This is a genomic window from Pseudophaeobacter sp. (genome assembly GCF_039971195.1).
In the GTDB taxonomy this organism is placed as follows: domain Bacteria; phylum Pseudomonadota; class Alphaproteobacteria; order Rhodobacterales; family Rhodobacteraceae; genus Pseudophaeobacter.
The window spans coordinates 12,327-36,700 of record NZ_JBDWPJ010000151.1; the positions used below are offsets into that span (position 1 = coordinate 12,327).

Here is a 24,374-nt window from a genome sequence, read left to right on the forward strand (position 1 = left end):
TTTTGCCTTTTCTTTGGGGCAGAGAAAAACGCCTGCCCATGGGGAGGTTTGTGGCACTTAAAGCAGCGGATTACTGCTCTTCACAGTCCGTGCCTGCGGCGCTAGTCTTAGCCTATGTTCTTCCAATGGCTCAAACAATATCTGCCGCGCAGTCTCTATGCCCGTGCGGCATTGATCCTGGTGATGCCCATCGTTGCCCTGCAGCTGCTGGTGACAATAGTCTTTATTAAACGCGACCTGGAGGATGTCACCACTCAGATGACCACAACCGTCTTGCGTGAGATTGATCTGCTGCAGCAGCAGGCTGGAGAGACCTCTGATCCGGCGCTCTATCTGCTGCGGTTGGACCCCTATCTGGCACCGCTGACCATGACCGCCCGCTTTGTGGAGCCGAATGCCCCCCGTCCACGTGACGCGCTAAGCTGGAACGAGTTTTCCGGTCGGGTGGTGCGCGAGAAACTGCAGCGTGAGCTGGAGGGGTTTGTTGCGGTGCAATTCCCAGAGAACCGTGCCTTCCTGCTCTACATAAAGACCAATGCCGGAGTGCTTGAACTGGGGTTGAACCGGCGGCGTTTGACCGCCGCGGCACCGCATCAACTGATTGTCACCATGGTGTTCTTTGGCTTCCTGATGACGGTGATATCCTTTGTCTATATGCGCAACCAGCTGCGTCCGATCAAGAAACTGGCCGATGCGGCGCAGGCCTTTGGCCGCGGGCGCAATGTGGCCTATTCCCCGCGCGGCGCCATCGAAGTCCGGGTGGCCGGCAGCGCCTTTTTGGACATGCGGGCTAGAATTGAACGCCAGATTGAACAGCGGACCCTGATGCTTTCAGGCGTGAGTCATGACCTGCGTACGCCGTTGACCCGGTTGAAACTAGGGCTGGCGATGATTGACGAAGAGGATGCAGAGCCGATGCTGCGCGACGTCAGCGAGATGCAGGCGCTGCTGGATGCTTTCCTTGATTTCTCGCGCGGGGCCTCGACCGGAGAGCCAGAGCCGGTGGATCCGCAAGAACTGGTGATTTCGGTGGTCGAGGACTGGCGGCGCCAGGACAAGGACGTGATGCTGGGCGAGTTGAGCGGCGAGGGGACGGTTTTGCTTCGGGCACAGTCCATGCGCCGGGCCCTGGAAAACTTGATCTCAAACGCCGTGCGCTATGGCACCCGGGCGCGGGTCTCGGTGGCGCTGACGGAAAAGTCCCTGCGCATTCGGGTCGAGGATGATGGGCCGGGTATTCCGCCAGCGCAGCGTGGCGAGGCGGTGCGCCCCTTTGCGCGGCTTGATCCGGCCCGCAATCAGGACCTGGGTTCGGGCGTTGGCCTGGGCCTGGCGATTGTCACCGATATTGCCCGCGCCCATGGTGGCATGCTGCGGCTCGGTCAAAGCGAGGCTCTGGGGGGGCTGCAGGCCGATATCGTAATCGGGCGCTAAGCCCCCCCCCCAGCACTTTGAAAGAACAGGGGAACTCCGGGCAGTTGTCACAGGCCTAGTTGCGGGCGTGGAAGATGAAGCCAATGAAGTTGAGTAGGAGCTGTGCTGCCAGAATTTGCGTGCTTTCGCTGGGGTCATAGGCGGGGGCCACCTCAACAAGATCAATGCCCACAACATTGCCGCGCTGGCAGAGCCCCTGCAGGATCTCCAGCACATCATAGTAGAGGAAGCCGCCATGGCTGGGTGTGCCGGTGCCAGCAGCGATTGAGGGGCAGAAGGCATCAATGTCTATGGTGACATAGTATCGTGCGCCCTTGGGGATACGCTCCAGAACCGCCTCGGTGCCCAGTTTGCGTACCTGCCGCACCGATAGAATGTCAGAGCCCCGCGCCCGGGCGTCGTCATAGCCGCTTTTGGCGGTGGAAGAGACATTGCGGATGCCAAGCTGGGTCATGCCAGAGACATAGTCTTTTTCAATGGCGCGGCGCATGGGATTGCCATGGCCATTGGTGACCCCGTGGCGGCTGTCGACAAAATCCAGATGCGCATCAATTTGCACCACATGCAGCGGGCCGTTTTCAGCGCAGTCCCCGGCAAAGGCGTTGATACAGGGAATATTGATCGAATGATCACCGCCGATCGTCACCGGCAGGGCGCCTGCCGCCAGGATCTTACGCACGCCAAATTCGATATTGGCGTGGCTTTCCTCGGTTTTGGTGTGGATGATATCGGCATCCCCGAGGTCGACCATGGTGACATCTGCACCAAGATAGGTGGCGTCATCCTCATGGTCATAGGCACCGGCATGGCCAAAACTGAACAGGGTTGACGCCTCGCGCACGGCACGCGGACCAAATCGGGCGCCGGGCCGCCACTGGGTACCGAAATCAAAAGGGGCGCCCAGGATTGCAACATCCGCCTTGATAGCATCCCAGTCGGCGACATACTCCGACTTGCCAAAGGTGGAGATCCCAACAAAAGGCAGGTTTAGCCGACCAGATTCATACCCATGTTCTGACATCTGTGTTGTTTCTCCTGGTGTACCGATACTCTACGGGCCTGATTCTTTTCACCCGTCCCGCAGGGGTCTTGCCTATCTTGGCAAGAATGCTGTCTGGACCCAAGACTAAAGGCGTGGTGCCACACTTTTCCCGGATGGTGAGGGTGGCAATTCACCTTAAGGGTGTGATGCGGGATGTTCTTTAGAAGGGATCCCCTAAAATTTAAGTGTTGATAGGGTGTTAAGTGTTTGTGGTATAAGCATGTTTCTGCGCCGCATTGGGCCGGAATTCAGGATCCGCGAGACGGGCTTCAAAGACAAGGTTATGTAGTTTTCATAGGTGATTTTTAACGATGACAATGACGAAGCGGCAAATTGTGGAACGCTGGTTTTCTGAGATCTGGGAGAACCGTAACATCGCTGTCTTGGATGAACTTCTATCACCCGATTTGGGAGAAAAAGACCCCTTTGTCGACAATCTGGCTCTGCGCAATGAAATCCCAGTGCTAGTCGAGGTTTTCCACAATCTTTGCGGGCAGGTGGAGCTGGAAATTTTGGTTTTCCTCGAAGACAATGAATGGGCTGCTGTCAAATACCAGTTGACGGCTCCAGGAAGTGACAAGGCTACACCTATCAAGGTGGACGGTCTGATGATGTTCCGCTTTGAAGGTGAACTGATCGCTGAATTCACAGCCAAGATTGACAGCCTGGCAATGTTTGAGCAACTGGGGCAGATGCCGCCTGATGTCTTGCTTGGCTGTTTCTCAGGCCAAAGCCTGACCTGGAAGTGACTAGCTGGCCGGGCGGGCCATGGGACGTTTTCCTGCCAAATAGCGGCTTTTGAGGCTATGTGGAGGCGGCGTATTTAGCAGCAGGGGGTGGTAGGCCCGGAGGGATTTGAACCCCCAACCAAAGCGTTATGAGCGCTCTGCTCTAACCGTTGAGCTACAGGCCCACTGAGGACGTGGTTAGAAAATGCCCGCCCAAAGGTCAAGCCGTGATTGCGGTGGGGGGCTGGCGGCGGGCAAGAGAGGCCACACGCATTGCTTCCATCCGGTCCAGTAGAGCTTTGACTATCACCTCGTGACGTTTGTCGTAGCAGTGGCGGGAGGGATAGACTGCATAAATATCCTTTGCTGGAGGCTGATAGGCCGGCAGCACTTCTTCGAAATGGCCCGCCAGCAGGGGCTCATCCAGAAACAGCCGCGGGGCACGAGCATAGCCGGTGTGATTGGAGACAGCACGAATGATCAGATCCGGGTCATCCGCGGTAAATCCCACATGCACTGGCGCCTGAAATTCCACGCCGTCCCGGTTTAATTGAAAGAAGCCGCCTGTCTGGTCTTCGTGGTGTTGGATGAATTTGAGTCGCTTCAGGTCTTCGGGCCGCTGCGGACGTCCGGCCTGGTCAAGATAGCTGGGGGTGGCAAAGAGCACGGTTTCCATCTGCGCAATCTTGCGCGCTGCCCCGTCGCCGTCGCCCAGGGTGCCAGAGCGGATCGCCAGATCGATATTCTCGCGCACTACATCCACCAGCCTGTCTTCCAGCTTCATCACGATGTCCAGATCGCTATAGGCCTGATTAATTTCCAGCAGGACGGGGCCAAGGATGATCCGGCCAAAAAACGTGCTGGTGCTGATGCGAAAGGTGCCAGAGACGCTGTCCTCCAGTGCGCTCAGCTCCGCCCGCATCAACTCATAGCCCGACAATAGCCCCTGGGCCTGGGCATAGACCAGTTGGCCGGGGCGGGTCGGCGTCACCCCGGTAGAGGAGCGATGCAGCAGGGCATGGCCCAAAAGCTCTTCCAGCTGTTTGATCTGCAGGCTCATCGCGGGTTGGCTGATGCCACGCCGCTGGGCGCCACGATTGAGGCTGCCTTCGTCCAGGGCAATGACAAAACTCTCCAATAGTCCCAGTCGATCCATCTTTGTTATAATTCCTGCTTATATGAGCAATAGGGGTTGCCTGCCTACAGAAGCCAATAATCTTGGCTTAGCTCAGGGTTGTGACCGGATATTGGTCCAAACCATATTGGAGTTCGTTATGACGATCAATCGAAGATCCCTTCTGACAGGCCTGGCCGCCGCGCCTGCCGCCACTTTGATTTCTGGTCAGGCAGGGGCCAGCACGGCCACCGCGCCTACCGGTTTGCCCCCAGCGTTGCATCAATTTTCCCTGGGCCAGGCCAAAGTGACGGTGCTGCTGGATGGGCATCTGCCCCTGGGCATGCAGCTCTTTGCGGATTTTGATGCCGACAAGGCTGCCGCCGCCTTGGCGACAGGGCTGCATCAGCTGACTGCCGAGGGCGTGAATATCCCGGTGAACGGCTATTTGGTTGAACAGGGCGCAAGCAAGATCCTGATCGATGCAGGCACTGCGGATCTCTTGGGGCCAAACCTTGGCGCATTCGGGGCCGGGTTGGCGGCCACCGGTGTAAAACCAGAAGAGATCTCGACAGTGCTGCTCACCCATATGCATCCGGATCATTCTGGCGGGCTGGTTGCTGCGGATGGTTCCGCCGTCTTCCCCAATGCGGAGCTGGTTGTGTCGAAGGTGGAATGGGACTTCTGGCATGATGACGCCATCATGGCTTCTGTTCCTGAAAACAGCCGCGGATTTTTTCAGATGGCGCGGGGCACGGTGGCGCCCTATGCCAACCGGTTGAAGCTGTTTGAGGGTGAGGCCCCGGTTGCCGCCGGGTTCACCGCGCTGCCGCTGCCTGGGCATACGCCAGGTCATTCCGGATTCATGCTGGATGGCGGCGATCAGCAGCTGCTGTTCTGGGGCGACGTCATCCACAGCACGGCACTTCAGTTTGCCTATCCCGACTGGACCATTGCCTTTGACACCGATGCGCCCCTGACGGTGGAGACCCGCTACAAGATGCTGGACCGCGCGGTGGCAGACAACCTCTTGCTGACCGGCAGTCATATTGATTTTCCGGGTCTTGGTCGGGTGCAACGCCAGGGCGATGCCTACGGTTACCAACCGGCACCCTGGCAATTTGGTCTCTCCTCAGGGGGCTGATCTGGCCGCTTCACCGCGCGACAAGTTGCGCGCGGTGGATTCCCTTGTTTCTTTCTGGTGAGCCTTGCGCTAAAGGCTGCGCAACCCATGTGAAGGAGCCAAGAGATGACCAGCGGCAAGAACGGTTTGACCTATGCAGATGCAGGTGTAGACATTGACGCGGGCAATGCCCTGGTGGACCGCATCAAGCCGGCCGCCAAGCGGACCAACCGGTCCGGCGTGATGAGCGGCCTGGGCGGCTTTGGCGCGCTGTTTGATCTCAAAGACGCAGGTTACAGCGATCCGATCTTGGTGGGCGCCACCGACGGCGTCGGCACCAAACTGCGTATTGCAATTGATACCGGAGTTGTTGACGGTGTTGGCATTGATCTTGTTGCCATGTGTGTCAACGATCTGGTCTGCCAGGGTGCTGAACCTCTGTTCTTCCTCGACTATTTTGCCACTGGCAAGCTAGAAACAGAAACGGCTGCGCGGATCATCGAAGGCATCGCCGAGGGCTGCGTGCGCTCTGGTTCTGCCCTGATCGGTGGTGAGACCGCCGAGATGCCCGGCATGTATCCCGAAGGCGATTTTGATCTGGCAGGCTTCGCCGTTGGTGCCATGGAGCGCGGCACGGCCCTGCCAGCTGGCGTTGCCGAAGGCGATGTGCTCTTGGGGATGGCCTCAGATGGGGTTCATTCCAATGGCTATTCTCTGGTGCGCAAGATTGTTGAGCTCTCCGGTCTGGGCTGGGATGCAGACTCGCCTTTCAGTGAGGGCACTCTGGGTGAAGCGCTGCTGACGCCAACACGGCTCTATGTAAAACAAAGTCTCGCGGCGGTACGGGCAGGGGGCGTGCATGCGCTGGCCCATATCACCGGCGGCGGCCTGACTGAAAACCTGCCACGGGTTCTGCCCGAGGACCTGGGCGCCGATATCGACCTGGATGTCTGGGAGCTGCCCGGCGTCTTCAAATGGATGGCAGAGGTCGGCGGCATCGCCGAGGCGGAAATGCTCAAGACCTTCAACTGTGGCATTGGCATGATCCTGTCGGTTTCCGCCGAGCGTGCCGATGAGCTGGTCGAAATCCTGCAGGACGAAGGTGAGACCGTCAGCCGCTTGGGCACTGTCACTGCAGGGGCAGGCATGCGCTACACAGGCAAGCTGCTGTGAGTGAGAAGAAAAAGGTAGCCATTCTGGTCTCGGGCGGCGGCTCTAATATGGTGGCGCTGATTGAGAGCATGACCGGCGACCATCCGGCCCGTCCCTGTCTGGTGATGTCAAACGACGCGGAGGCAGGCGGGCTGAAAAAAGCGGTGGCAGCTGGCATTCCGACAGCTGCGGTTGATCACCGCCCGTTCAAGGGCGACCGAGCGGCCTTTGAGGCGGAGCTGGTCAAACCCATTCTGCAAGCAGGCGCCGATATCGTCTGCCTCGCAGGGTTCATGCGGGTGCTGACCGAGGGTTTTGTGGCGCCCTTTCAGGGCCGCATGCTGAATATCCATCCCTCATTGTTACCCAAATACAAAGGGTTGCACACACATGCGCGCGCATTGGAGGCAGGCGACTGCGAACATGGCTGCACCGTGCATGAGGTGACACCAGCGCTGGATGATGGGCCGATTTTGGGCCAGGCACGAGTGCCGGTTTTGCCCGGAGACACCGCCGGAGATCTGGCGGCGCGGGTGCTGGTGCAGGAACATCGGCTTTATCCAGCTGTGCTGCGGCGCTTTGCGGCAGGGGATCGCAGCCCGGTGCTGCTGGAGGGCTGATCTGGCGGTTTGCATTGCGGGGCTCAAAGGCGTATCACCATGCCCAGCCTATTAGTGTAGAACACCAGAAAAGTCGTGATATATGAAAACTCTGACCACCACCGACGAGCTGCAGTCTTTTTGTGAAGAGGCGGCAAACTACCCCTACGTGACGGTCGATACCGAGTTTCTGCGCGAACGCACTTATTATTCCAAACTCTGCCTGATCCAGATCGCCTTTTCTGGCGACGGAGAGAATGACGCGGTGCTGGTGGATCCCCTAGCTGAGGGGCTGTCGCTGGAACCACTCTATACCCTGTTTCGCGACGAGTCGGTGGTAAAGGTCTTTCACGCCGCCCGGCAGGATCTGGAAATTTTCTGGGTCGATGCCAATGTCTTTCCAAAGCCGCTGTTTGATACCCAGGTTGCGGCCATGGTCTGTGGCTTTGGCGATCAGGTTGGCTATGAAACTCTGGTGCGCAAGATCGTCAAGGAAGGCGTCGACAAGAGCTCGCGTTTTACCGATTGGTCGCGCCGCCCCTTGAGCGATGCGCAGCAAGCCTATGCTTTGGCGGATGTCACCCATCTACGCCGGGTCTATGAATTCCTTGAGGCCGATCTGGAGCGCAGCGGCCGATCGCACTGGGTTGCCGAGGAGCTGCAGGTTCTTACCGATCCGGCCACCTATGATATTCAGCCCCAAGAAGCCTGGCGCCGGGTGAAGACCCGCACCTCCTCTGGTAAATTCCTCGCCGTGGTGCGCGAACTGGCAGCTTTCCGTGAGGACTACGCCCAGACCAACAATGTGCCGCGCAACCGGGTGTTCAAGGATGACGCCCTGGTAGAGCTGGCCTCGACCAAGCCGCGCACTGGTTCCGATCTTGGCGGCTCGCGCCTGCTGCTGCGCGAAGCCCGCAAAGGCGCCATTTCCGAAGGTATCCTGAAGGCTGTGGCCAAGGGCATCAATTGCCCAGCTGATAAAATGCCAAAACCAGACCGCAGTCGTGAAAAAATGCAGGTCAATCCTGCACTTGCCGATCTGTTGCGGGTGCTGCTAAAGGCCAAAACCGAGTCTGCTGGTGTAGCCGCCAAACTGATTGCCCCCAGCGCTGATCTGGATGCCATTGCCGCCGGAGAGCGCGAGGTCGCTGCCCTGACCGGCTGGCGTCGCGAAGTCTTTGGCGAGGACGCCCTGCGTCTGTGCAATGGCGAAATTGCGCTTGCGGCAAAGGGACAGTCCGTCAAGGTGGTTGCGCTTTAACATCCGGTCAGGCCGTTTGCCGGGCTGTGTTTGCCAGCGAAAATTTGCGCCGCATGTACACGGCGACAGACTGCAAAGAAAAAGGCCCAGTGGCAATCTGCCCTGGGCCTTTTCGATTTGATGGGGCGGTAGCGTTTAGCGGCGTCGTGTTTCCCGCTGGTTTTCTGCCCCGATTACCCGAATGATCCGCACCTCTCGCAGGAATTGTTTTGACACCGTGACTGCGGCCTGAACTGTGCGGCTGTGCTCGCTTCCGGATGGCGTGGCGGCAACTGGGTAGACCACGCGAAAGGTATATTCCAGAACGTCCGGATCTGTGTCAGGAACCCGACGAAGTTCCAGATCATGGGCGCCCTGGCGTGCAGCGATTGCAGTTGCGTAGATAATCGCACCATTGGGCGTAGGCTCTACCCGTAATTCGCTGATCTGGCGTGCCGGAATACTAAGGTCCTCTGGATCGGGGCGGGCAAAAATGCTTTTCCCGCCGTTTTCCGGTATCAGAGGGTTCACATCCTCTCCTGAGGCTTCTGCAACCGGAGCTGATTTTGACTTGCCGAACCAATTGCCCGGGTTCACGCGTGAATCTCGCCAGCCGCCACAGCCTGCGACTATTAGCGTGCCCGCCAAGATGAGTGCCAAGGATTTGCGCATGTCGTCCCGCCCGTCTTTTAACTCTGGTTGATTGTGGTTACCCGATTGCGCGGCGCTTGAAAAGCTGTTGAAAAACATGGGCAGTCGGCATAGGTGCAAGGCTGCTGATTTCGCCACCAATAAGAAGGACGCCGGACCATGGCCTGCGCCGCATTTGAAGAGATCGTTGAAGACTTCGAATTCCTGGAGGACTGGGAAGATCGCTATCGCCATGTCATCGAACAGGGCAAGGCGATGGAACCTTTGCCTGAGGCGTTGAAAGTGCCTGCCACCAAGGTCGACGGCTGTGCCAGCCAGGTCTGGATACACCCGGTGATCGAAGACGGGGTGTTTCGTTTTGATGGCGAAAGCGATGCGCTCATTGTGCGCGGGCTGATTTCGGTGCTACGCAGCCTTTATAATGGGCTCACCCTGGGTGAGGTTCTGGCAGTGGATGCCCATACCGAGCTGGGACGCCTGGGATTGAACGAACATCTGTCAGCACAGCGCTCCAACGGGGTGCGGGCGATGATTGAACGCATTCGCGAAACGGCTGCCGCCCAGATCTGATTTTGGCCGGGCGTTGTCACCCGACCTGCCAGTCAGGCCTGTAGCTTTAAGCCTGTGGCTTTCTTGTTTGTCGCCCTCTTATCCCTGTCTCCGGCCTCTAGTTTGGCGATATACTCCCTGAGCAGGGCCACTCGACGTGGACGAAAGCTTTGCTCTGTCTGGCTGTAGCCTTCGATGCGGGTGACATGGAAGCTGCGAAAATCCTGCCGTTTACAACACCAGGCCAGTAGCATCACCGCCCGGTCGTGATAGGAAATCGCTAGCGGGAGAACGCGCCGCTTGGTCTGCGCCTCCTTCAGGTCCCGGTAGGAAATCTCAAGCGCTTCTTCGGCCCAGATGGCTTCGCGCAGCAGGGTCATGTCGATTGTTGGCACCAAGGGCGTCGAAAACCTGTGCACCAGATTGACCGCATGCATCGCCTGGCGCTGCTGCCGCTCGGGCAGGGTGGCGAGGATTTTGACCAAGGCGTCATTGGCCGCCTGCGCCAGATCCCTATCGCCGCGCTGATTGACATCCGCCAGCCCCAGGGTCAGCGCTTCGATCTCTATCTGGCTGAAGGTTTGCGGCGGCAGGGCCGGGTCTTCTGTCATGGTATAGCCAAGACCAGCCTCGCCCTCGATTCTGGCACCAGCCGCGCGCAGGCTGTCGATATCGCGGTAGATCGTCCGTTCAGACACTTCCATCGCAGCCGCCAGCCGCGCGGCGGTCACCGGCGGGTGCAACCCGCGGATCAGGTGCAGCAAACGAAAAAGGCGATCTGTTTTGGCCATGGGCAAAGGTTAGTGCGGACTTACTGACAGAATTTGGCAGGAGGGTAGCGCCATAGAGGGGGTATCTTCAATACCCAAATCTGAAAGGTCTTTAGATATGCCAACCCTTTATCACGCCCCCAATAGTCGCTCTTCGCGGGTCATTGCCCAGCTGATGCTGATGGGCAAGCTCGACGCGGTTGATGTGGTGATAGTCGAGATTGTCAAACATGACGGCTCTGGGCGACGGGATCCAAATAATGCCCATCCGGAGGGCAAGGTTCCCTATTTGGTGACCGATGAAGGCGAGCATATCCGTGAAAGCGCCGCGATCATGATGTATCTGGATGAGCTGTTTGGCCAGCCGCTGAGTCCGCGTCCGGGACAGCCTGGGCGGGGAAGCTACCTGACCTGGATGGCCTATTCCGGTGGGGTGATGGAACCGGCGTTGGTGGCGCATTTCTCCGGGATTGACCATCCGGCCCTGGTTGGCACCTTCCGCACCATGGTGGAGGTCGGGGCGCAGCTGGAGGTAGGGCTCGAGGGCAAGGGTTTCCTACTGGGAGACAGCCTGTCGGTTGCCGATCTGCTGATGGCCTCGGCCTTTCAATGGGCACCGCATCTGATGCCTGAGATCCCCACGGTCAAAGCCTGGGTCCAACGGGTGAGCGATGCCCTGGACAATGACGGGCTGCAAAGCTTTGAGTCAGAAGCTCTGTCCGGGCTGGAAGCGGCCTAAAGTAAGGTCAGAGGTCCTGCTTGCCCCAGTGCAGCAGGGCCTCTTGCAGTTCGCCATATCCGGTGTGGCGGTGTTCAAACGCCAGCCCCATGCGGGTGGCGCAGTCGCGGGCCTTGTCCAGTAGGGCTGGGTCGCTGAGCTGGGATTGATAGACCAGTTTGGTATAGTTGCCAAAGATCATCTGGCGCAGCTCTGGATGCTTGTCCAACCCCATGGGCCGCCAGATGAAGGCATCGAATTGTTTGACCAGAAAATCAGTGAGGTAGAAGGCGGTAATCTCGCCTGCCTCCGCATGGGAGGCAAAGGTGTCGTTGCCTTCAAAGAAGGAATAACAATGGGGGCCGGGTACCATCTGCACGCCCAGCTCGGCACATTTCTGTTTAAGCGCGCCGCCAGTGCCGCAATCGGCATAGACCACGCAGATCTGATCGTAGCTGTGCCTGTGCTTCAGCACGGCTCCCTCAACAGAGGCGGTGATCTGGTCGGGGTAGAGGTGCAGTTTTGCAGGCAGGCAAGTCAGGTCGATGTGATCCAGCCCATTGATCTCTTTGATCGCCAGGATCTCACGTGCGAGGGCGCCACAGGCAATCAACAGGATGCGGCCGGTCTTTTTGTCAGGCGGGGCAAGCCCCTGTTCGGTGAGGGAGCTTTCCTCAAGGCTGCGCCCGGTTGGGGGTCGAAATGCAGCCCGCTCAGTCAAGCGGGCTGCACGTCCTTTGCGTGCCATGTTAGGCGCTCATCTGGTTGTGCCGACGAGCAACAAAATCCTTGGCCATTTCCACTGCAACCGCTGCGTCACGGCAATAGCCGTCGGCGCCAATTGCCTTGCCAAACTCTTCGTTCAGCGGCGCACCACCAACCAGCACAACATAGTCGTCCCGTTTGCCTTGCTCCACCATCGTGTCGATGACGACCTTCATATAGGGCATGGTTGTGGTCAGCAGGGCGGACATGCCGAGGATGTCAGGCTTGTGCTCTTCAAGCGCCTCCAGGTAGTTTTCAACTGGGTTGTTGATGCCAAGATCGACCACTTCAAAACCGGCGCCTTCCATCATCATGGAGACCAGGTTTTTGCCGATGTCGTGAATGTCGCCTTTGACGGTGCCAATCACCATCGAGCCCATGCGCGGCGCCCCAGTGGCGGCCAGCAGAGGCTTCAGGATGGCCATGCCGCCCTTCATGGCGTTTGCCGCCAGCAGCACTTCGGGCACAAACAGAATACCATCGCGGAAGTCGGCCCCAACGATGGTCATGCCGCCGACGAGCGCTTCGGTCAGAACCTTATAGGGCTCCCAGTCGCGCGATAGAAGGATATTGACCCCTTCTTCGATCTCTTCCTTCATCCCGTCATACAGGTCATCAAACATCTGTTGGACAAGTTCTTCATCGTCCAGTTCCGCCAGGATGATATCTTCTTCTTCTGACATGCGCCTATTCCTTGAGTGGGCGGGGTGTCCCCTGCGTGGCATCGTTGTGCCGTCTATTGGGCCAATTTGCCGCGTCGAGACTGCAATATTTGCGACATCGCCTTTGTCTGGACCGACCTATAGGGGCAAATTGTGCAGATTGATAATGAAGAATTCGCAAGGAAATCTTCGATTTCTCGGGTTTGTTCTTCATTTGTTCCAAAATGCCTGTCACACTGGCAAAATGGAACATGTGATTCACTCCCCAGGCCCGCGTCGCAAAGCCCGCGCTAGCCTTAGCAATGCGTCAGGTCGCTTTGATCTGACCCGCGAGCCTGTCGATGACGGCTGGACGCAAGAGGTGCCACCGGAGGTGATTCCCGCCGAAATCCGGCTGGAGCAGGCGCGCAGCGTGATCTCTTACAATCGCTCGCCGGATCTGCCCTTTGATCGCTCGGTCAATCCCTACCGCGGCTGCGAACATGGCTGCATCTATTGTTTTGCCCGCCCCAGCCATGCCTATCTTGGTCTGTCGCCGGGGCTGGATTTTGAAACCCGGCTGATAGCGCGGCCCAATGTGGCCGAGGTGCTGCGTCAAGAGCTGTCAAAACCACGCTACAGGGTGGCAACCCTGGCCATGGGCACCAATACCGACCCCTACCAGCCCTGCGAGCGGGACTATGGTCTGGCCCGCGCCTGTCTTGAGGTGCTGCGCGATTTCAACCACCCGGTGGCCATTGTCACCAAGGGTAGCCTGATCGAGCGGGACATTGATATCCTCGCGGAAATGGCGGCCAAAGGTCTGGCGCGGGTTGGAATTTCCGTGACCACGCTGGATCCTGATCTGTCCCGGCGGATGGAGCCGCGGGCGCCTACGCCTGCGCGCAGACTGGCGGTGATCAACCGCTTGTCCCAGGCCGGGATCCCGGTGCGGCTGATGACTTCGCCGATTGTGCCGGGGTTGACGGATCACGAGCTTGAGGCGCTGCTGGCCGCTGGCGCAGAGGCAGGTGCGGATGCCGCCAGCTGGATCATGCTGCGTCTGCCGCGCGAGGTCTCCGTGCTGTGGCAGGACTGGCTGGCAGAACATGAACCCCACCGCGCAGCCAAGGTCATGGCGCGTCTGCGCGAGATGCACGGCGGCCGTGACTACGATCCGCGCTGGGGCCAGCGGATGCGCGGCGAAGGCGAATATGCTGGGATGATCGGACGGAGGTTTGATGCCGCTTGCAAGCGATTGGGCCTGGATCGGTCTTCCAGCGCGTTGCGCAGTGATTTGTTTCGACGTCCCATCCAGCCGGGGGATCAAATGGCCCTGTTCTGAGACCCTATGCCCGTTAGGCGCGCGCTGAACCGCCATGAGGCGTGCGTCAAAGACAACGGGGCAGCGCCGCCTGGCACTGCCCCGTTGTTTGTATTCTGTAAGATAAGCGGTTTAACCGCGGCGGCGACCCCCACGGCGGGAGCGGCGCTCGGTGGCGGCCTGGTCTTCTTCGCTGGTGCCATCGCTGGCGGAGGAGAAGGGGCCAAGCACCTCGACAATCTGTTCTAGGCTGGGGCGCTCACCACGAGGGCGGGTGTCAAGTGCCTCGCGCATGGCGCGCAGGTGGTCCGGCATGGTGCCACAGCAGCCGCCAATGATCTTGGCACCTGAATTGCGGGCCATCACAGCATATTCGCCCATCAGCTCTGGGGTGCCATCATAGTGAATATGGCCGTCGACATATTTTGGAATGCCAGCATTGCCTTTGGAAATCATCGGACGCGTGGTTCCCTGGGCGGCGAAGCCCAGAACTGTGCGCAGAATATCCGAGGAGCCGGTGCCGCAGTTGGCGCCAAAGGCCAGTGGCGGGTTGGGCAGGTCCTCGACCAGCTGCGCCAGATCGGCAGAGGTCACGCCCATCATTGTGCGCCCGGCAGTGTCAAAGCTCATGGTGCCGCACCAGGGCATGTCCGCCAGTTTGAAGGCCTCAGCAGCGGCGCGAAATTCTTCCGGGGCCGAAATGGTCTCAACCCAGAGCACATCAACGCCGCCCTCTTTCAGGGCTTCGGCCTGTTCGTGGAACATTTCAACCGCTAGCTCGTGGCTCAACTCACCTACGGGCAGCATGATTTCGCCGGTAGGCCCAACAGAGCCAACAACGGCAATCTTGCGGTCAGATTTATCAGCCACTTCACGGCCCAGCTCGGCAGCGGCCCGGTTCAGCTCGCGGACCCGGCCCTGGGCTTCGTGCAGTTTTAGCCGCGCGGCAGTACCTCCAAAGCTGTTGGTCAGAAACAGATCACTGCCCGCATCCACCGAACCTTGATACAACGCCATGATCTTCTTGGGCTCATCCGTGTTCCACAGTTCGGGCGCATCCCCCGATTGCAACCCCATGTTGAAGAGGTTGGTACCGGTGGCACCATCGGCCAAAAGCACGTCTTTTTCCGCAAGGAAGTCAGCAAACAAAGTGGTCATGGGGTATGTCCTGTCAAAAGAGAGGTGTCGTCGCGCGAAGTCAGTTGTCGCCTGCAGTGTCATGAGAGAGGGGCTAGAGCAATCGCATAATCCTCAACTTGATTATGAGGCGCGCACCCTTTGCATTGATGCAACGGCGGTCCAGGCCTGATCCTCTGCCTCTTCGTTGCGAGGGGGCGGGGAGGCGAGGTCAGTGTTTTGGCCATCGCTGAGCAAGGCCGGCCGGACCTGTCCTGGGTGATGGATGAGCCGGAACAGTTCAAAACCGGCCAGAGCCATGGCGCTCCAGCTGGGGCAGGCCATGTAGAGAGGCTCCCAATGGGGGGCAAAACAGGCCTTGAAACGACGCAGCCCCTGATCCATGCGTGCCGCATGGCGGTGATCAGGCACGGCAGCCAGCGACAGGCGCGGGATTGCCTCTTCTTTGGCGGTGGCTATCGCAGTGCGCAGCAGGGCGTGACCGGTGCCATCATGCGCATCAGGGCAGATCCGGATCAGATCGAGGCACCATTCGGTTTCGGCAATATGAAAGCTGACAAAACCGATGATACGCTCCTCTTGCCAGGCCAGAAACACCCGCTGGCCGGCCAGGTAATTGGGTTCAAACCGGCCCATTGTGGTACCGCGGGCGCCGCCATGGCGGTCTTGCCAGGCCAGATCCAGTTCGCCCATCTGTGAAATCGGCAAACTCAGCGGGGCGGGGCGCACTGTGATACCGGCCTTTTCGGCATGCCGCAGCTTGCGGCGCAGTTGACGGTGGCTTGAGCCCGCCTCGCTAAAGCTCTGGGGGGTGATCACGGCCTCGGCGGCGATACGCATCACCGCCCAGCCTGCCTGACGCGCCGCCAGGGCGCTGCGGGCTGAGCATTTGTAAAAGCAAGGTGTTACATTGCGCTGTTGCGCGTATTTTTGCAGCGGGGCAAGGGTTTCTTTGACGGTACCCAGGATTGGATCGAACAGCGCAACCGAGATTTGCGGGCTGTCCAGCAGGGCGAGCTGGTTGAAGCCAAAGGCCTGAAGGTGACCGCCATTCTGTCGAATAACGGCTGACTCAGCCCGCTGCCTTTGCTGCGGCAGGCTGGCTGCACAGGCCTGCCGGGCCCCCAGAAGATCCGGATCCGTAAGGGGCGCGCGGATGGTCCGAAACCGGTCCGGCCAGGCCATAAGAGCGCAGGCCAATGCGGCGGGCAGGGCGTAGTAAACTAGGCGAAACGCCAGCAAAGCTGCCAATAACCCGGTGCTGTCCTGCATCGGCAAAAGCGAAAAGATCATCAGTTCCAGCGGGCCAGTGCCGCCAGGGGCTGATGAGAGGATCGCCGCCCCCAGAGCAATAGCATAGACTGCAAACAGCGATCCCCAGCTGATATCAAGGGTGCCGGGCAGCAGGAACCATAGGGCCGTGGCGGCGGCCATTACGTCGACCAGCGCCCAAACAGAAAGAGCTGCCATGGCAGTGATAGACGGCCAGCGCAGACAGATTTTGCCGAGGGTCAGCTCGGGCACGGCAAAGCTCAAGATACAGATGGCGAAGGCTGCGAGGACAAGAAGCGCGCCCACCGGCGTGAACCAGGCAAAGACCGGAAACAGTAGCATGGCAGCGCCGCAGATCACCGCCAATGCGCCCATAAAGGTCAGCCCCACCAGCCCGGTCAGCTGTGCGGCCTGCATCGCAGTCAGGCCGGGAACCAGCCGCCACCGGGCATAGGCGCCGGTAAACAGGCCAAACCCAACCAGTTGCGAAAAAGCAATGGCTGCCATGCCGGAAGTACGGGCATCCGTCCCGTCCAGCCCGGTTTGCAAATGCCGATGGGCCACGGAATCATAGCGCCCCAAGGCCCAGAAACTGATAGCGGTGGCACCACAGGCCGCCAGCCATTGCCATAAGTGCAGCGCTCCCAGCAGCGCGCCAATATCTGAAAACGATGGCAGCTCCACCCGGACAGAGAGGGCCCAAAGGCACAGCGCTGCCATGGCAAAAGGCGCCGAAAAGCGAAGATAGTAAAGAGTGCGTCCCGCCAGGGGGAATTTTAGGCTCTGCATTTTATTCTTTCTGCTGGCCCGGAAAAGGCAGGCAGTCAGACTAGCAATCGCAGGTTTGTGTCGCGTTAACTCCGCCCTGGACCGCTAAAAATGTAGGCACCTTTTTGCCCTTATTTCAGGCTCTGCCCCAGGTAAACCCCATAAGTGGAGTACACCCGACTTGGGCACGCCTTTGGCGAGTGGGAGGTGGGTTTTGGTGGGGTTATACCTCTTCCAGCAGATCTTCCTGAGCCTGCACCAGGAAATCAGCCATTTTGCTCCGGATGGCCTCCATCGTCAGATCTGATCCTTGGGGCGCATTCGCGGCAGAGCTGAGATCTGCTGCAATTTTGCGCAGCACCTCTTCGTGGCCGGGACCTTGCAGATCCGCCGAGACCACCGTGGCGGCATAGCCTACCGCATCGGAGCCTTTTAGTCCCTGAAGCTGTGCGGCCCAAAGCCCCAATAAATTATTGCAACGGGCGCGGGCCTTGAAACGCAATTCTTCATCATGGGCAAACTTGGCCTCGAAAGCCTGCTCTCGGTCATCAAATGTCGTCATCTCATTCCCTCCTTGAAACAGTTGCGTCCTTATGAGTATGGGGCTGAACCCAGGTCCGGGCAAGGAAAGAGGGCGGTTTTGCCGCGTCTGAGGGAACTTCCTGCCGGGGCAACTGCACTTAGCAGGATATACGCCGCCGCGCTGCGCGGCCCGATTAGAAGGGGAGGCATTGGGGAGGCTGTGCCAAAGAGGCGCATTTGAGGGATTAAACCTGCGGAAAAAGCACCAAACTGCGTTCTATTGGGCCCAAGCCTTCCACTATACTTGCAGCACTTCCCCCCTTGCCCTATGAGAGCGGCAAGAAACCGGGCCGGGATTCCTGGCCTTTACCTCGAAAGGCTCCTCATGGCACGTCGCAAAAAGATCTACGAAGGCAAAGCCAAGACACTTTATGAAGGTCCCGAACCGGGTACCATCGTGCAGTATTTCAAAGATGATGCCACCGCGTTCAACGCCGAAAAGAAGGACGTGATCGAGGGCAAAGGTGTGCTCAACAATATCCTGAGCGAGTATTTCATGCAGGGGCTTGGCCAGATCGGCGTGCCAACGCATTTCCTGAAACGCCTGAACATGCGCGAACAACTGGTGCGCTCCTGCGAGATCATTCCGCTGGAAGTGATCGTGCGCAACTATGCGGCTGGCTCCATGTCGAAACGGCTTGGCATTGACGAAGGCACCCAGCTGCCACGCCCAATCGTGGAATACTGCTACAAAGATGACAGCCTTGGTGACCCGCTGGTGAGCGAAGAGCATATTGCCGCCTTTGGCTGGGCCAGCCAGCAGGATATGGATGACATACTCAGCCTGGCGCTGCGGGTGAATGACTTCATGTCGGGCGTCATGTTTGGCGTTGGTATCCGCTTGGTGGACTTTAAGATCGAAATCGGCCGCGTCTACGATGGCGATTTTCAGCGTCTGGTGGTGGCCGATGAGATTAGCCCCGACAGCTGCCGCCTGTGGGATATCGAGAGCGGCCAGAAGCTCGACAAGGATGTATTTCGCCGCGATCTGGGCAGCCTGACCGATGCCTATAGCGAAGTGGCGCGGCGTCTTGGCGTGATGCCAAACAACCCGCCGGCCCCCAGCAAGCCAACGCTGGTGAACTGATCTGGCATAGCTGTTTCTCCCGGGCTTGGTCGTGATAACCGGGGCCGGGGACAATTTTCTGCAAAGGGCGCCGCCCAGGGCTGGCTCCCATCGAACCTGAGGAAAGACACGATGAAGGCACGGGTGCATGTAATGCTGAAGAACGGGGTTCTGGATCCACAGGGTGAGGCCGTGCGCCACGCATTGGGGGCCATGGGCTTTGACAAGGTCGAAGGCGTGCGTCAGGGCAAGGTGGTCGATCTTGATCTGGCAGCCGGAGCCACCGAGGCTGATGTGACCGAGATGTGCGAAAAGCTGCTCGCCAATACTGTGATCGAATCCTACAGCATCGAGATGAAGTGATGAAAGCAGCCGTCGTAGTCTTTCCCGGATCCAATTGTGACCGCGATCTCGCGGTTGCTTTTGAACAGGCCGGCTTTGATGTTTCCATGGTCTGGCACAAGGATAGCGTCCTGCCAGAAGGTATTGATATCGTAGGGGTTCCCGGTGGCTTCTCCTATGGAGACTACCTGCGCTGTGGAGCCATTGCGGCGCAGTCTCCGATTTGCCAGGCGGTTGTCGAGCATGCCAATCGTGGCGGCTATGCCATGGGCGTGTGCAATGGCTTCCAGATCCTCACCGAAACCGGCGTTCTGCCGGGGGCGTTGCTGCGCAATGCCGGGTTGAAATACATCTGCCGCACGGTTGATCTGCAGATCGCCACCGAGGACAGCGTCTTTACCCAGGACTATGCCAAGGGCGATACCATTGGTATTCCAATCGCGCATCACGACGGCAACTACTATGCCGATGCAGCGACAGTTGCCGCCCTGAAGGATCAGGACCGCATTGCCTTTACCTATGTCGATAATCCCAATGGGTCGGTGGATGATATCGCCGGGATCCTGTCGGAAAACCGCCGCGTGCTGGGCATGATGCCGCATCCCGAGCGGGCTGCCGACGAAGGCCATGGCGGCACCGATGGAACGGCAGTGTTTCGCGCATTGGCCGGTATTGTCGCAGCAGCGTGACTTGAGCTCCTGCGGCGGCAGGAATAGGATTCCCCTATGAACGCCCCGCAGAGTTTTCGCCAAAGCACCTCCAAAGAGACCGGCTCGCGCACCATTCCCTGGCGCGCGCGGCTTGCTTTGCTGTTGTTCATGGGGGTTGCGGCTGTCACCGTCTGGGTGACCAACCAGCAATTGACCGATCGGTTTACCGACAGTACCCGCAACCGCGGCGAACTGCGGTTGGCGCTTTATTCTGGTAACCTTGTCAGTGAGTTGCGCCGTCACGCTATTGTGCCGCAGCTGCTGGCCCGCGACCAGGCACTGATTGCTGCCCTGCAAAGTCAGGATTTCTCTTTGTCGACCCAGCGGCTGCTCTCCTTCATCGAAGAGATCGGCGCCAACTCGATCATGCTGATGGCCAGTGACGGGCGCACAGTGGCGGCGACCAACCGCAACCGATTGGGAGAAAACCACCGCAACGAGGCCTATTTTGTTGATGCGGCGCGGGCGAGGTCAACGGTGTTTTCGGTGATCAAACGCGAGGTCGGCGGCTATCGCTTTACCTATTCGCGCCGCATCGTAGATACCTCAGGTCTGCTGGGCGTCATTGTCATCGAGGTGGACCTGCGCAAATTTGAACGCGCCTGGGCCGGGGTTTCGGATGCGGTTCTAGTCACGGACAGCAAGGGCAATATCGTGCTTGCCACCGAGGCCCGCTGGCGGGGCTTGAAGGAAGATGAGGCGGTCGTCCTGCAATCGCCTGAAAGTGCCATTGAACGGGCGATCCGGGCCACAGCCGATTGGAACACCCTGCCGCCGGATGCCTATCTGCAGGGTGAGGCGGTGATGCGGCTGGAAACCCGAGTGCCTTTTCAGGGCTGGCGGATGACCTCCTTCACCACTTTTGCTTCGATCCGCGAGAAGGTGAACGCGGTTCTGGCGCTGGAAATCATGGGTTTTGCGATTCTGCTGGCGCTGGCCTTCTATGCGCTCAGCCGCAAGACAGCGCTGAGGATGGCGCTGTTTCAGCGTGAGTCGGCGGAGCTTCGCGTATTGAATGCCCGGCTCCAGCGGGAAATTGCCGAACGTGAACGCATGCAAAAGACCCTCGCGGTGGCCGAACAAAGCCTGGCGCAGAGCTCCAAACTGGCGGCTTTGGGAGAGATGTCAGCGGCGGTAAGCCACGAGCTGAACCAGCCTTTGGCGGCGATGAAAACCTACCTGGCCGGGGCGCGGCTTTTGCTCAATCGCAACCGCCCCGAAGAGGCCCTGGCCTCCTTTGGCCGCATTGACGATTTGATTGAACGCATGGGGGCCATCACCCGGCAGCTGAAATCCTATGCCCGCAAGGGCGGCGATGCCTTCAGCCCTGTAAACCTTGGCGATGCGCTGGCGTCCTCCCTGTCGATGATGGAGCCGCAACTGCGCCAACGCCATGTCAAAATCACCCGCATTCTGCCCGAGGATCCGGTCTTTGTGATGGCTGATCGCATGCGTTTGGAACAGGTTATGGTCAACCTCTTGCGCAATGCGCTGGACGCCACCAAATCTGTGGAAGAGCCCGAGGTGGAAATCCTGCTGGCGGCCGGCGAAACCGCTACCATGTCGGTGCGCGACAATGGCATTGGGATTGAAGATTTTGGCAGTCTGTTTGACCCGTTCTACACCACCAAACAGGCCGGTGACGGGGTTGGGCTGGGGCTTGCCATCTCCTCTGGGATCGTGAACGACCTAGGGGGACGGCTTTCGGCCCGTAACGGACAAAAAAGCGGCGCCGTGTTTGAAATGCAATTGCCGATCCTGGTCGACGGGGTCGAGGCTGCGGAATAGCAGCTTGAAAGATTTGAAGAAGAGAAGGGGTGTCCTATGGCACAGGCCATGAAAATCGCGATCGTTGACGATGAGCAGGATATGCGCCAATCGATCAGCCAATGGTTGGCGCTTTCGGGCTACGATACCGAGACCTTTGCCAGCGCCGAAGAGGCGCTGAAGGAACTTGGCGCCGATTACCCCGGCATTGTGATTTCCGACATCAAGATGCCCGGCATGGATGGCATGCAGTTTTTGAAAAAACTGATGGGCAGCGACAGCGGCCTGCCGGTGATCATGATCACCGGCCATGGGGACGTGCCCATGGCGGTCGAGGCCATGCGGGTGGGCGCCTTTGACTTCCTAGAAAAACCCTTCAACCCGGATCGCATGTCAGAGCTGGCCAAACGCGCCACCACAGCGCGGCGCCTGACGCTGGATAACCGGGCGCTGCGCCGGGAGCTTTCTGGCGGTGGTCAGATCATGAGAAAACTCATCGGTATGAGCCCGGTGATGGAACGGTTGCGCGAGGATATTCTTGATCTGGGGCAGGCGGATGGCCATGTGCTGATCGATGGCGAGACCGGCACCGGAAAAACCCTGGTAGCCCATGCGCTGCACGCGGTTGGCAGCCGGGCGGGCAAGAAATTCGTGCTGGTCTCCTGTGCTGCCCTCGAGGAGGAGGCGCTGTCCAAACGTCTGTTTGGGCCTATGCAACCCGAAGACAGCTTGCTGCCCGCCCTGGAAGAAGCGCGTGGAGGTACCCTGGTGCTGGAGGGTATCGAAGCCTTGAGCGAACCGCTGCAGGCCAAACTGCTGAGCGCCATCAACGAGCAGGGCATGCCGGGCGAGACACGCATTATCGCGATCTCCAACCTGCAAGAGGCTGGCAAGACCTGCGAAGACGTGCTGCGCTCGGATCTGTTTTACCGCCTGGCGGCGCTGCGCATCATCGTACCGCCGCTGCGCCAACGCGGCGAAGACATCCTGACGCTGTTCACCCGGCTGTGCGAGCAATTTGCCGAGGAATACGGCTGTGATGCGCCGCAGGTCTCCGCCCAAGAAGCGGCGCAGCTGTTGCAAGCGCCCTGGCCGGGAAATGTGCGCCAGTTGATCAATGTGGCGGAACGCGCAGTGCTGCAGGCCCGGCGTGGCTCTGGCACCATTGCCTCGCTTCTGATGTCCGACCACGAGGAGATGCAGCCGGTGATGACTACCGAGGGTAAGCCGCTGAAGGAATATGTCGAAGCCTTTGAACGCATGTTGATCGACAATACCATGCGCCGTCACAAGGGCTCGATCGCCAGCGTGATGGAAGAGCTTTGCCTTCCACGTCGCACCCTGAACGAGAAGATGGCAAAATACGCGCTGCAGCGCTCTGACTACCTCGGCTAGCACCTATCGTTGATGCGGGGAGGCTGTGCCTCCCCGGCCTAGATGCTTTTTCGGCGGGGCGGGCTTTACCTGTGGGTAAATTCCATTTCTGTCGTAAAGCCAATGATTTGGCTTGGGGATTGCTCGGAAAGCTCAGCTATGGGTACCTTTTCATTAACCTTCTCTACATCAATTTGCCTTTTACCGGTTTTGTTACCCTTTTGGCCGCGCGCGGATGACGAATGCCCATTGTCATTGCCGCTGCGCTGGTCTTATGGTGAAGGCGTGGAGAGAGCCCTGACGATTGGCCCTCCATATGAATGAGATTCGCTGCCTCGCAATTTGCACGGCATGACCTGACGTCGGCACGATCCGACAGCGGCATGATCCGAAAAGGCGAGACAGACCGATTGGCTCCGAAACCATACGGAGCAGCTAAGCGCCTCTTTGATCAATCAAGGAGGGATAACAAGGCAGGCAACGGGAGCTCCCGACCTGTCGGAGACGTAACGCGATGACGCGCGCGCGAGCGAAGAGCATACAGGCACGAGGACCGGACATCAGTTCCAGGGCCGTCTCCTGTAGTGCGCCGTCCCAGATCGCCCTGACAAGACACCCCCCAATACATGCGCGGCCCCTTGATAAGGGGAGGCTTGCGTCTGCGCAGGGCAGGTGCACTAAGGAAACATGGCAAAGAAGATGCTTATCGATGCCACCCACGCGGAAGAAACCCGCGTTGTGGTGGTCGACGGAAACAAGGTTGAGGAGTTCGACTTTGAATCCGAGAACAAACGCCAGCTAGCTGGCAATATTTATCTGGCAAAAGTCACACGGGTAGAGCCTTCACTGCAGGCCGCCTTTGTGGAATATGGCGGCAACCGCCATGGCTTTTTGGCGTTTTCGGAAATTCACCCCGATTACTACCAGATCCCGGTTGCTGACCGCGAAGCCCTGATGGAAGAAGAGCGCGCCTATGCCGAAGCGCAGCGCGCCCGTGATGAGGAAGAAGACGCCAAGCCGTCCAGATCCCGCTCGCGGGGCCGTAAAGGCTCGCGTTCTAAGGCGGCCAAAGTCAGTTCAGGTGATGCGGTAGAAACCAAAGAGGTCGCTGCAGCGGATCAAAAGCCCGCCGCCACTGAAGCTGCGTCCGAAACCCCTGCGGTATCGGAAATTGCCGGCATGGAAACCATCGATCTTGTTGATGAGGTCGAAGCTGATGAGGCGAAACTGGCAGAGGTTCCCGAAGGGTCTTCGCCGATGGAACTGGTGGCTGACACCCCAGTAGAAGAGCCGAGCTCTGCCGAGGGCAGCGATGCCGAAGCTGCTGAAGAACAGCCTGCAGCAGAGGCCGTTGAACCTGCTACTGAGGCCGAAGCCGAAGCGGCGCCTTCTGAAGCCGTTGAAGCTGGTTCTGACGACGCGGCCAGTGAAGACAAGCCCGGCGAAGACAAATCCGACGAAGATACATCTGCCGCAGACAAACCTGCCGCGGCAGATTGGGCCGCT

The 24,374-nt window shown here is 59.0% G+C and carries 23 protein-coding genes, 1 tRNA gene and 1 pseudogene; 15 read left to right on the forward strand and 10 right to left on the reverse strand.

The genetic code is table 11. The features are described 5' to 3' along the window. The first annotated feature begins 114 nt into the window (after positions 1–114). Positions 115–1,434, forward strand: a complete 1,320-nt coding sequence (locus ABJP42_RS13380) for an ATP-binding protein (protein WP_348341141.1) — start codon at positions 115–117, stop codon at positions 1,432–1,434. 55 nt (positions 1,435–1,489) lie between these two features. Here ABJP42_RS13380 and speB read toward each other — a convergent pair whose 3' ends face one another. After that, positions 1,490–2,455: an agmatinase gene (gene speB / locus ABJP42_RS13385; RefSeq protein WP_348341143.1), complete on the reverse strand. Its 966-nt coding sequence runs from the start codon at positions 2,453–2,455 to the stop codon at positions 1,490–1,492. A 332-nt stretch (positions 2,456–2,787) separates the two neighbouring features. Here speB and ABJP42_RS13390 point away from each other — a divergent pair, with 332 nt between their 5' ends. Next, positions 2,788–3,225, forward strand: a complete 438-nt coding sequence (locus ABJP42_RS13390) for an ester cyclase (RefSeq protein ID WP_348341145.1) — start codon at positions 2,788–2,790, stop codon at positions 3,223–3,225. An 88-nt stretch (positions 3,226–3,313) separates the two neighbouring features. Here the strand turns inward: ABJP42_RS13390 and ABJP42_RS13395 are convergent. Both ABJP42_RS13395 and ABJP42_RS13400 read right to left on the reverse strand, forming a co-directional pair. Then, positions 3,314–3,389: transfer RNA gene (locus tag ABJP42_RS13395), tRNA-Ile, on the reverse strand. Positions 3,390–3,424: 35 nt separating this feature from the next. Continuing rightward, positions 3,425–4,360, reverse strand: coding sequence for a LysR family transcriptional regulator (locus tag ABJP42_RS13400; RefSeq protein WP_348341147.1), 936 nt, complete (start codon positions 4,358–4,360; stop codon positions 3,425–3,427). A 118-nt stretch (positions 4,361–4,478) separates the two neighbouring features. Between ABJP42_RS13400 and ABJP42_RS13405 the strand changes: the two genes are divergently transcribed. The 4 genes from ABJP42_RS13405 (at position 4,479) to rnd (ending at position 8,453) form a co-directional block, all read left to right on the forward strand. Next, entirely contained in the window at positions 4,479–5,462 is a 984-nt protein-coding gene (locus ABJP42_RS13405; RefSeq protein WP_348341149.1) for an MBL fold metallo-hydrolase, read from the forward strand. Between the two features lie 105 nt (positions 5,463–5,567). Further along, positions 5,568–6,614: a phosphoribosylformylglycinamidine cyclo-ligase gene (purM, locus tag ABJP42_RS13410; RefSeq protein ID WP_348341151.1), complete on the forward strand. Its 1,047-nt coding sequence runs from the start codon at positions 5,568–5,570 to the stop codon at positions 6,612–6,614. Further along, entirely contained in the window at positions 6,611–7,213 is a 603-nt protein-coding gene (purN, locus tag ABJP42_RS13415; RefSeq protein WP_348341153.1) for a phosphoribosylglycinamide formyltransferase, read from the forward strand. The genes purM and purN overlap by 4 nt, the downstream gene beginning before the upstream one ends. A gap of 82 nt (positions 7,214–7,295) precedes the next feature. Next, a complete protein-coding gene (rnd, locus tag ABJP42_RS13420; protein WP_348341155.1) occupies positions 7,296–8,453 on the forward strand; it encodes a ribonuclease D in 1,158 nt (385 codons plus the stop codon). A 135-nt stretch (positions 8,454–8,588) separates the two neighbouring features. Here the strand turns inward: rnd and ABJP42_RS13425 are convergent, their stop codons facing one another. Beyond that, positions 8,589–8,963 carry a hypothetical protein gene (locus ABJP42_RS13425; RefSeq protein WP_348341157.1) on the reverse strand — a complete coding sequence of 125 codons (375 nt, stop codon included), beginning with the start codon at positions 8,961–8,963 and terminating at the stop codon, positions 8,589–8,591. A 279-nt stretch (positions 8,964–9,242) separates the two neighbouring features. Here ABJP42_RS13425 and ABJP42_RS13430 point away from each other — a divergent pair, with 279 nt between their 5' ends. Further along, on the forward strand, positions 9,243–9,653 hold the full coding sequence (locus ABJP42_RS13430; RefSeq protein ID WP_348341159.1) for a SufE family protein: 411 nt from the start codon (positions 9,243–9,245) through the stop codon (positions 9,651–9,653). A 32-nt stretch (positions 9,654–9,685) separates the two neighbouring features. Here the strand turns inward: ABJP42_RS13430 and ABJP42_RS13435 are convergent, their stop codons facing one another. After that, positions 9,686–10,423, reverse strand: coding sequence for a helix-turn-helix transcriptional regulator (locus ABJP42_RS13435; protein ID WP_348341161.1), 738 nt, complete (start codon positions 10,421–10,423; stop codon positions 9,686–9,688). A 97-nt stretch (positions 10,424–10,520) separates the two neighbouring features. On the opposite strand from ABJP42_RS13435, the gene ABJP42_RS13440 reads away from it, so the two are divergent. Continuing rightward, complete coding sequence (locus ABJP42_RS13440; RefSeq protein WP_348341163.1) at positions 10,521–11,141, forward strand: glutathione S-transferase family protein; 621 nt, start codon at positions 10,521–10,523, stop codon at positions 11,139–11,141. Between the two features lie 7 nt (positions 11,142–11,148). Here ABJP42_RS13440 and ABJP42_RS13445 read toward each other — a convergent pair whose 3' ends face one another. Both ABJP42_RS13445 and ABJP42_RS13450 read right to left on the reverse strand, forming a co-directional pair. Further along, positions 11,149–11,868 carry a DUF1638 domain-containing protein gene (locus ABJP42_RS13445; protein WP_348341165.1) on the reverse strand — a complete coding sequence of 240 codons (720 nt, stop codon included), beginning with the start codon at positions 11,866–11,868 and terminating at the stop codon, positions 11,149–11,151. 1 nt (position 11,869) lies between these two features. Then, a complete protein-coding gene (locus ABJP42_RS13450; RefSeq protein ID WP_348341167.1) occupies positions 11,870–12,568 on the reverse strand; it encodes a corrinoid protein in 699 nt (232 codons plus the stop codon). Between the two features lie 223 nt (positions 12,569–12,791). Between ABJP42_RS13450 and ABJP42_RS13455 the strand changes: the two genes are divergently transcribed. Beyond that, on the forward strand, positions 12,792–13,871 hold the full coding sequence (locus ABJP42_RS13455) for a PA0069 family radical SAM protein (RefSeq protein WP_348341169.1): 1,080 nt from the start codon (positions 12,792–12,794) through the stop codon (positions 13,869–13,871). Positions 13,872–13,982: 111 nt separating this feature from the next. Here ABJP42_RS13455 and bmt read toward each other — a convergent pair whose 3' ends face one another. From bmt to ABJP42_RS13470, 3 genes are all read right to left on the reverse strand, one after another. Continuing rightward, positions 13,983–15,008, reverse strand: coding sequence for a betaine--homocysteine S-methyltransferase (gene bmt, locus ABJP42_RS13460; protein WP_348341171.1), 1,026 nt, complete (start codon positions 15,006–15,008; stop codon positions 13,983–13,985). A 102-nt stretch (positions 15,009–15,110) separates the two neighbouring features. Further along, the gene (locus tag ABJP42_RS13465; protein WP_348341173.1) at positions 15,111–17,048 is read right to left on the reverse strand and encodes a GNAT family N-acetyltransferase; all 1,938 of its coding nucleotides are present in this window, start codon (positions 17,046–17,048) and stop codon (positions 15,111–15,113) included. 202 nt (positions 17,049–17,250) lie between these two features. Continuing rightward, entirely contained in the window at positions 17,251–17,589 is a 339-nt protein-coding gene (locus tag ABJP42_RS13470; RefSeq protein WP_348341175.1) for a DUF1476 domain-containing protein, read from the reverse strand. 345 nt (positions 17,590–17,934) lie between these two features. Here ABJP42_RS13470 and purC point away from each other — a divergent pair, with 345 nt between their 5' ends. From purC to ABJP42_RS13500, 6 genes and pseudogenes are all read left to right on the forward strand, one after another. Continuing rightward, positions 17,935–18,696: a phosphoribosylaminoimidazolesuccinocarboxamide synthase gene (gene purC / locus ABJP42_RS13475; protein WP_348341177.1), complete on the forward strand. Its 762-nt coding sequence runs from the start codon at positions 17,935–17,937 to the stop codon at positions 18,694–18,696. Between the two features lie 111 nt (positions 18,697–18,807). Continuing rightward, positions 18,808–19,038 carry a phosphoribosylformylglycinamidine synthase subunit PurS gene (purS, locus tag ABJP42_RS13480; RefSeq protein WP_348341179.1) on the forward strand — a complete coding sequence of 77 codons (231 nt, stop codon included), beginning with the start codon at positions 18,808–18,810 and terminating at the stop codon, positions 19,036–19,038. Further along, on the forward strand, positions 19,038–19,706 hold the full coding sequence (purQ, locus tag ABJP42_RS13485) for a phosphoribosylformylglycinamidine synthase subunit PurQ (protein WP_348341181.1): 669 nt from the start codon (positions 19,038–19,040) through the stop codon (positions 19,704–19,706). The genes purS and purQ overlap by 1 nt, the downstream gene beginning before the upstream one ends. 36 nt (positions 19,707–19,742) lie before the next feature. Continuing rightward, the gene (locus ABJP42_RS13490; protein WP_348341183.1) at positions 19,743–21,515 is read left to right on the forward strand and encodes a sensor histidine kinase; all 1,773 of its coding nucleotides are present in this window, start codon (positions 19,743–19,745) and stop codon (positions 21,513–21,515) included. 36 nt (positions 21,516–21,551) lie between these two features. After that, entirely contained in the window at positions 21,552–22,889 is a 1,338-nt protein-coding gene (locus ABJP42_RS13495; RefSeq protein WP_348341185.1) for a sigma-54-dependent transcriptional regulator, read from the forward strand. A 666-nt stretch (positions 22,890–23,555) separates the two neighbouring features. Then, positions 23,556–24,374: pseudogene (locus tag ABJP42_RS13500) on the forward strand (ribonuclease E/G); the annotation flags it as partial.

Coding starts and splice junctions, on each gene's coding strand:
- ABJP42_RS13490 (WP_348341183.1), top strand. CDS start 19,743: ATGAACGCCCCGCAGAGTTTTCGCCAAAGCACCTCCAAAGAGACCGGC.
- ABJP42_RS13450 (WP_348341167.1), bottom strand. CDS start 12,568: ATGTCAGAAGAAGAAGATATCATCCTGGCGGAACTGGACGATGAAGAA.
- ABJP42_RS13380 (WP_348341141.1), top strand. CDS start 115: ATGTTCTTCCAATGGCTCAAACAATATCTGCCGCGCAGTCTCTATGCC.
- ABJP42_RS13445 (WP_348341165.1), bottom strand. CDS start 11,868: ATGGCACGCAAAGGACGTGCAGCCCGCTTGACTGAGCGGGCTGCATTT.
- purS (WP_348341179.1), top strand. CDS start 18,808: ATGAAGGCACGGGTGCATGTAATGCTGAAGAACGGGGTTCTGGATCCA.
- rnd (WP_348341155.1), top strand. CDS start 7,296: ATGAAAACTCTGACCACCACCGACGAGCTGCAGTCTTTTTGTGAAGAG.
- purQ (WP_348341181.1), top strand. CDS start 19,038: ATGAAAGCAGCCGTCGTAGTCTTTCCCGGATCCAATTGTGACCGCGAT.
- ABJP42_RS13440 (WP_348341163.1), top strand. CDS start 10,521: ATGCCAACCCTTTATCACGCCCCCAATAGTCGCTCTTCGCGGGTCATT.
- speB (WP_348341143.1), bottom strand. CDS start 2,455: ATGTCAGAACATGGGTATGAATCTGGTCGGCTAAACCTGCCTTTTGTT.
- purM (WP_348341151.1), top strand. CDS start 5,568: ATGACCAGCGGCAAGAACGGTTTGACCTATGCAGATGCAGGTGTAGAC.
- purC (WP_348341177.1), top strand. CDS start 17,935: ATGGCACGTCGCAAAAAGATCTACGAAGGCAAAGCCAAGACACTTTAT.
- ABJP42_RS13470 (WP_348341175.1), bottom strand. CDS start 17,589: ATGACGACATTTGATGACCGAGAGCAGGCTTTCGAGGCCAAGTTTGCC.
- ABJP42_RS13495 (WP_348341185.1), top strand. CDS start 21,552: ATGGCACAGGCCATGAAAATCGCGATCGTTGACGATGAGCAGGATATG.
- ABJP42_RS13465 (WP_348341173.1), bottom strand. CDS start 17,048: ATGCAGAGCCTAAAATTCCCCCTGGCGGGACGCACTCTTTACTATCTT.
- ABJP42_RS13430 (WP_348341159.1), top strand. CDS start 9,243: ATGGCCTGCGCCGCATTTGAAGAGATCGTTGAAGACTTCGAATTCCTG.
- ABJP42_RS13390 (WP_348341145.1), top strand. CDS start 2,788: ATGACAATGACGAAGCGGCAAATTGTGGAACGCTGGTTTTCTGAGATC.
- ABJP42_RS13405 (WP_348341149.1), top strand. CDS start 4,479: ATGACGATCAATCGAAGATCCCTTCTGACAGGCCTGGCCGCCGCGCCT.
- ABJP42_RS13435 (WP_348341161.1), bottom strand. CDS start 10,423: ATGGCCAAAACAGATCGCCTTTTTCGTTTGCTGCACCTGATCCGCGGG.
- ABJP42_RS13455 (WP_348341169.1), top strand. CDS start 12,792: ATGGAACATGTGATTCACTCCCCAGGCCCGCGTCGCAAAGCCCGCGCT.
- ABJP42_RS13400 (WP_348341147.1), bottom strand. CDS start 4,360: ATGGATCGACTGGGACTATTGGAGAGTTTTGTCATTGCCCTGGACGAA.
- bmt (WP_348341171.1), bottom strand. CDS start 15,008: ATGACCACTTTGTTTGCTGACTTCCTTGCGGAAAAAGACGTGCTTTTG.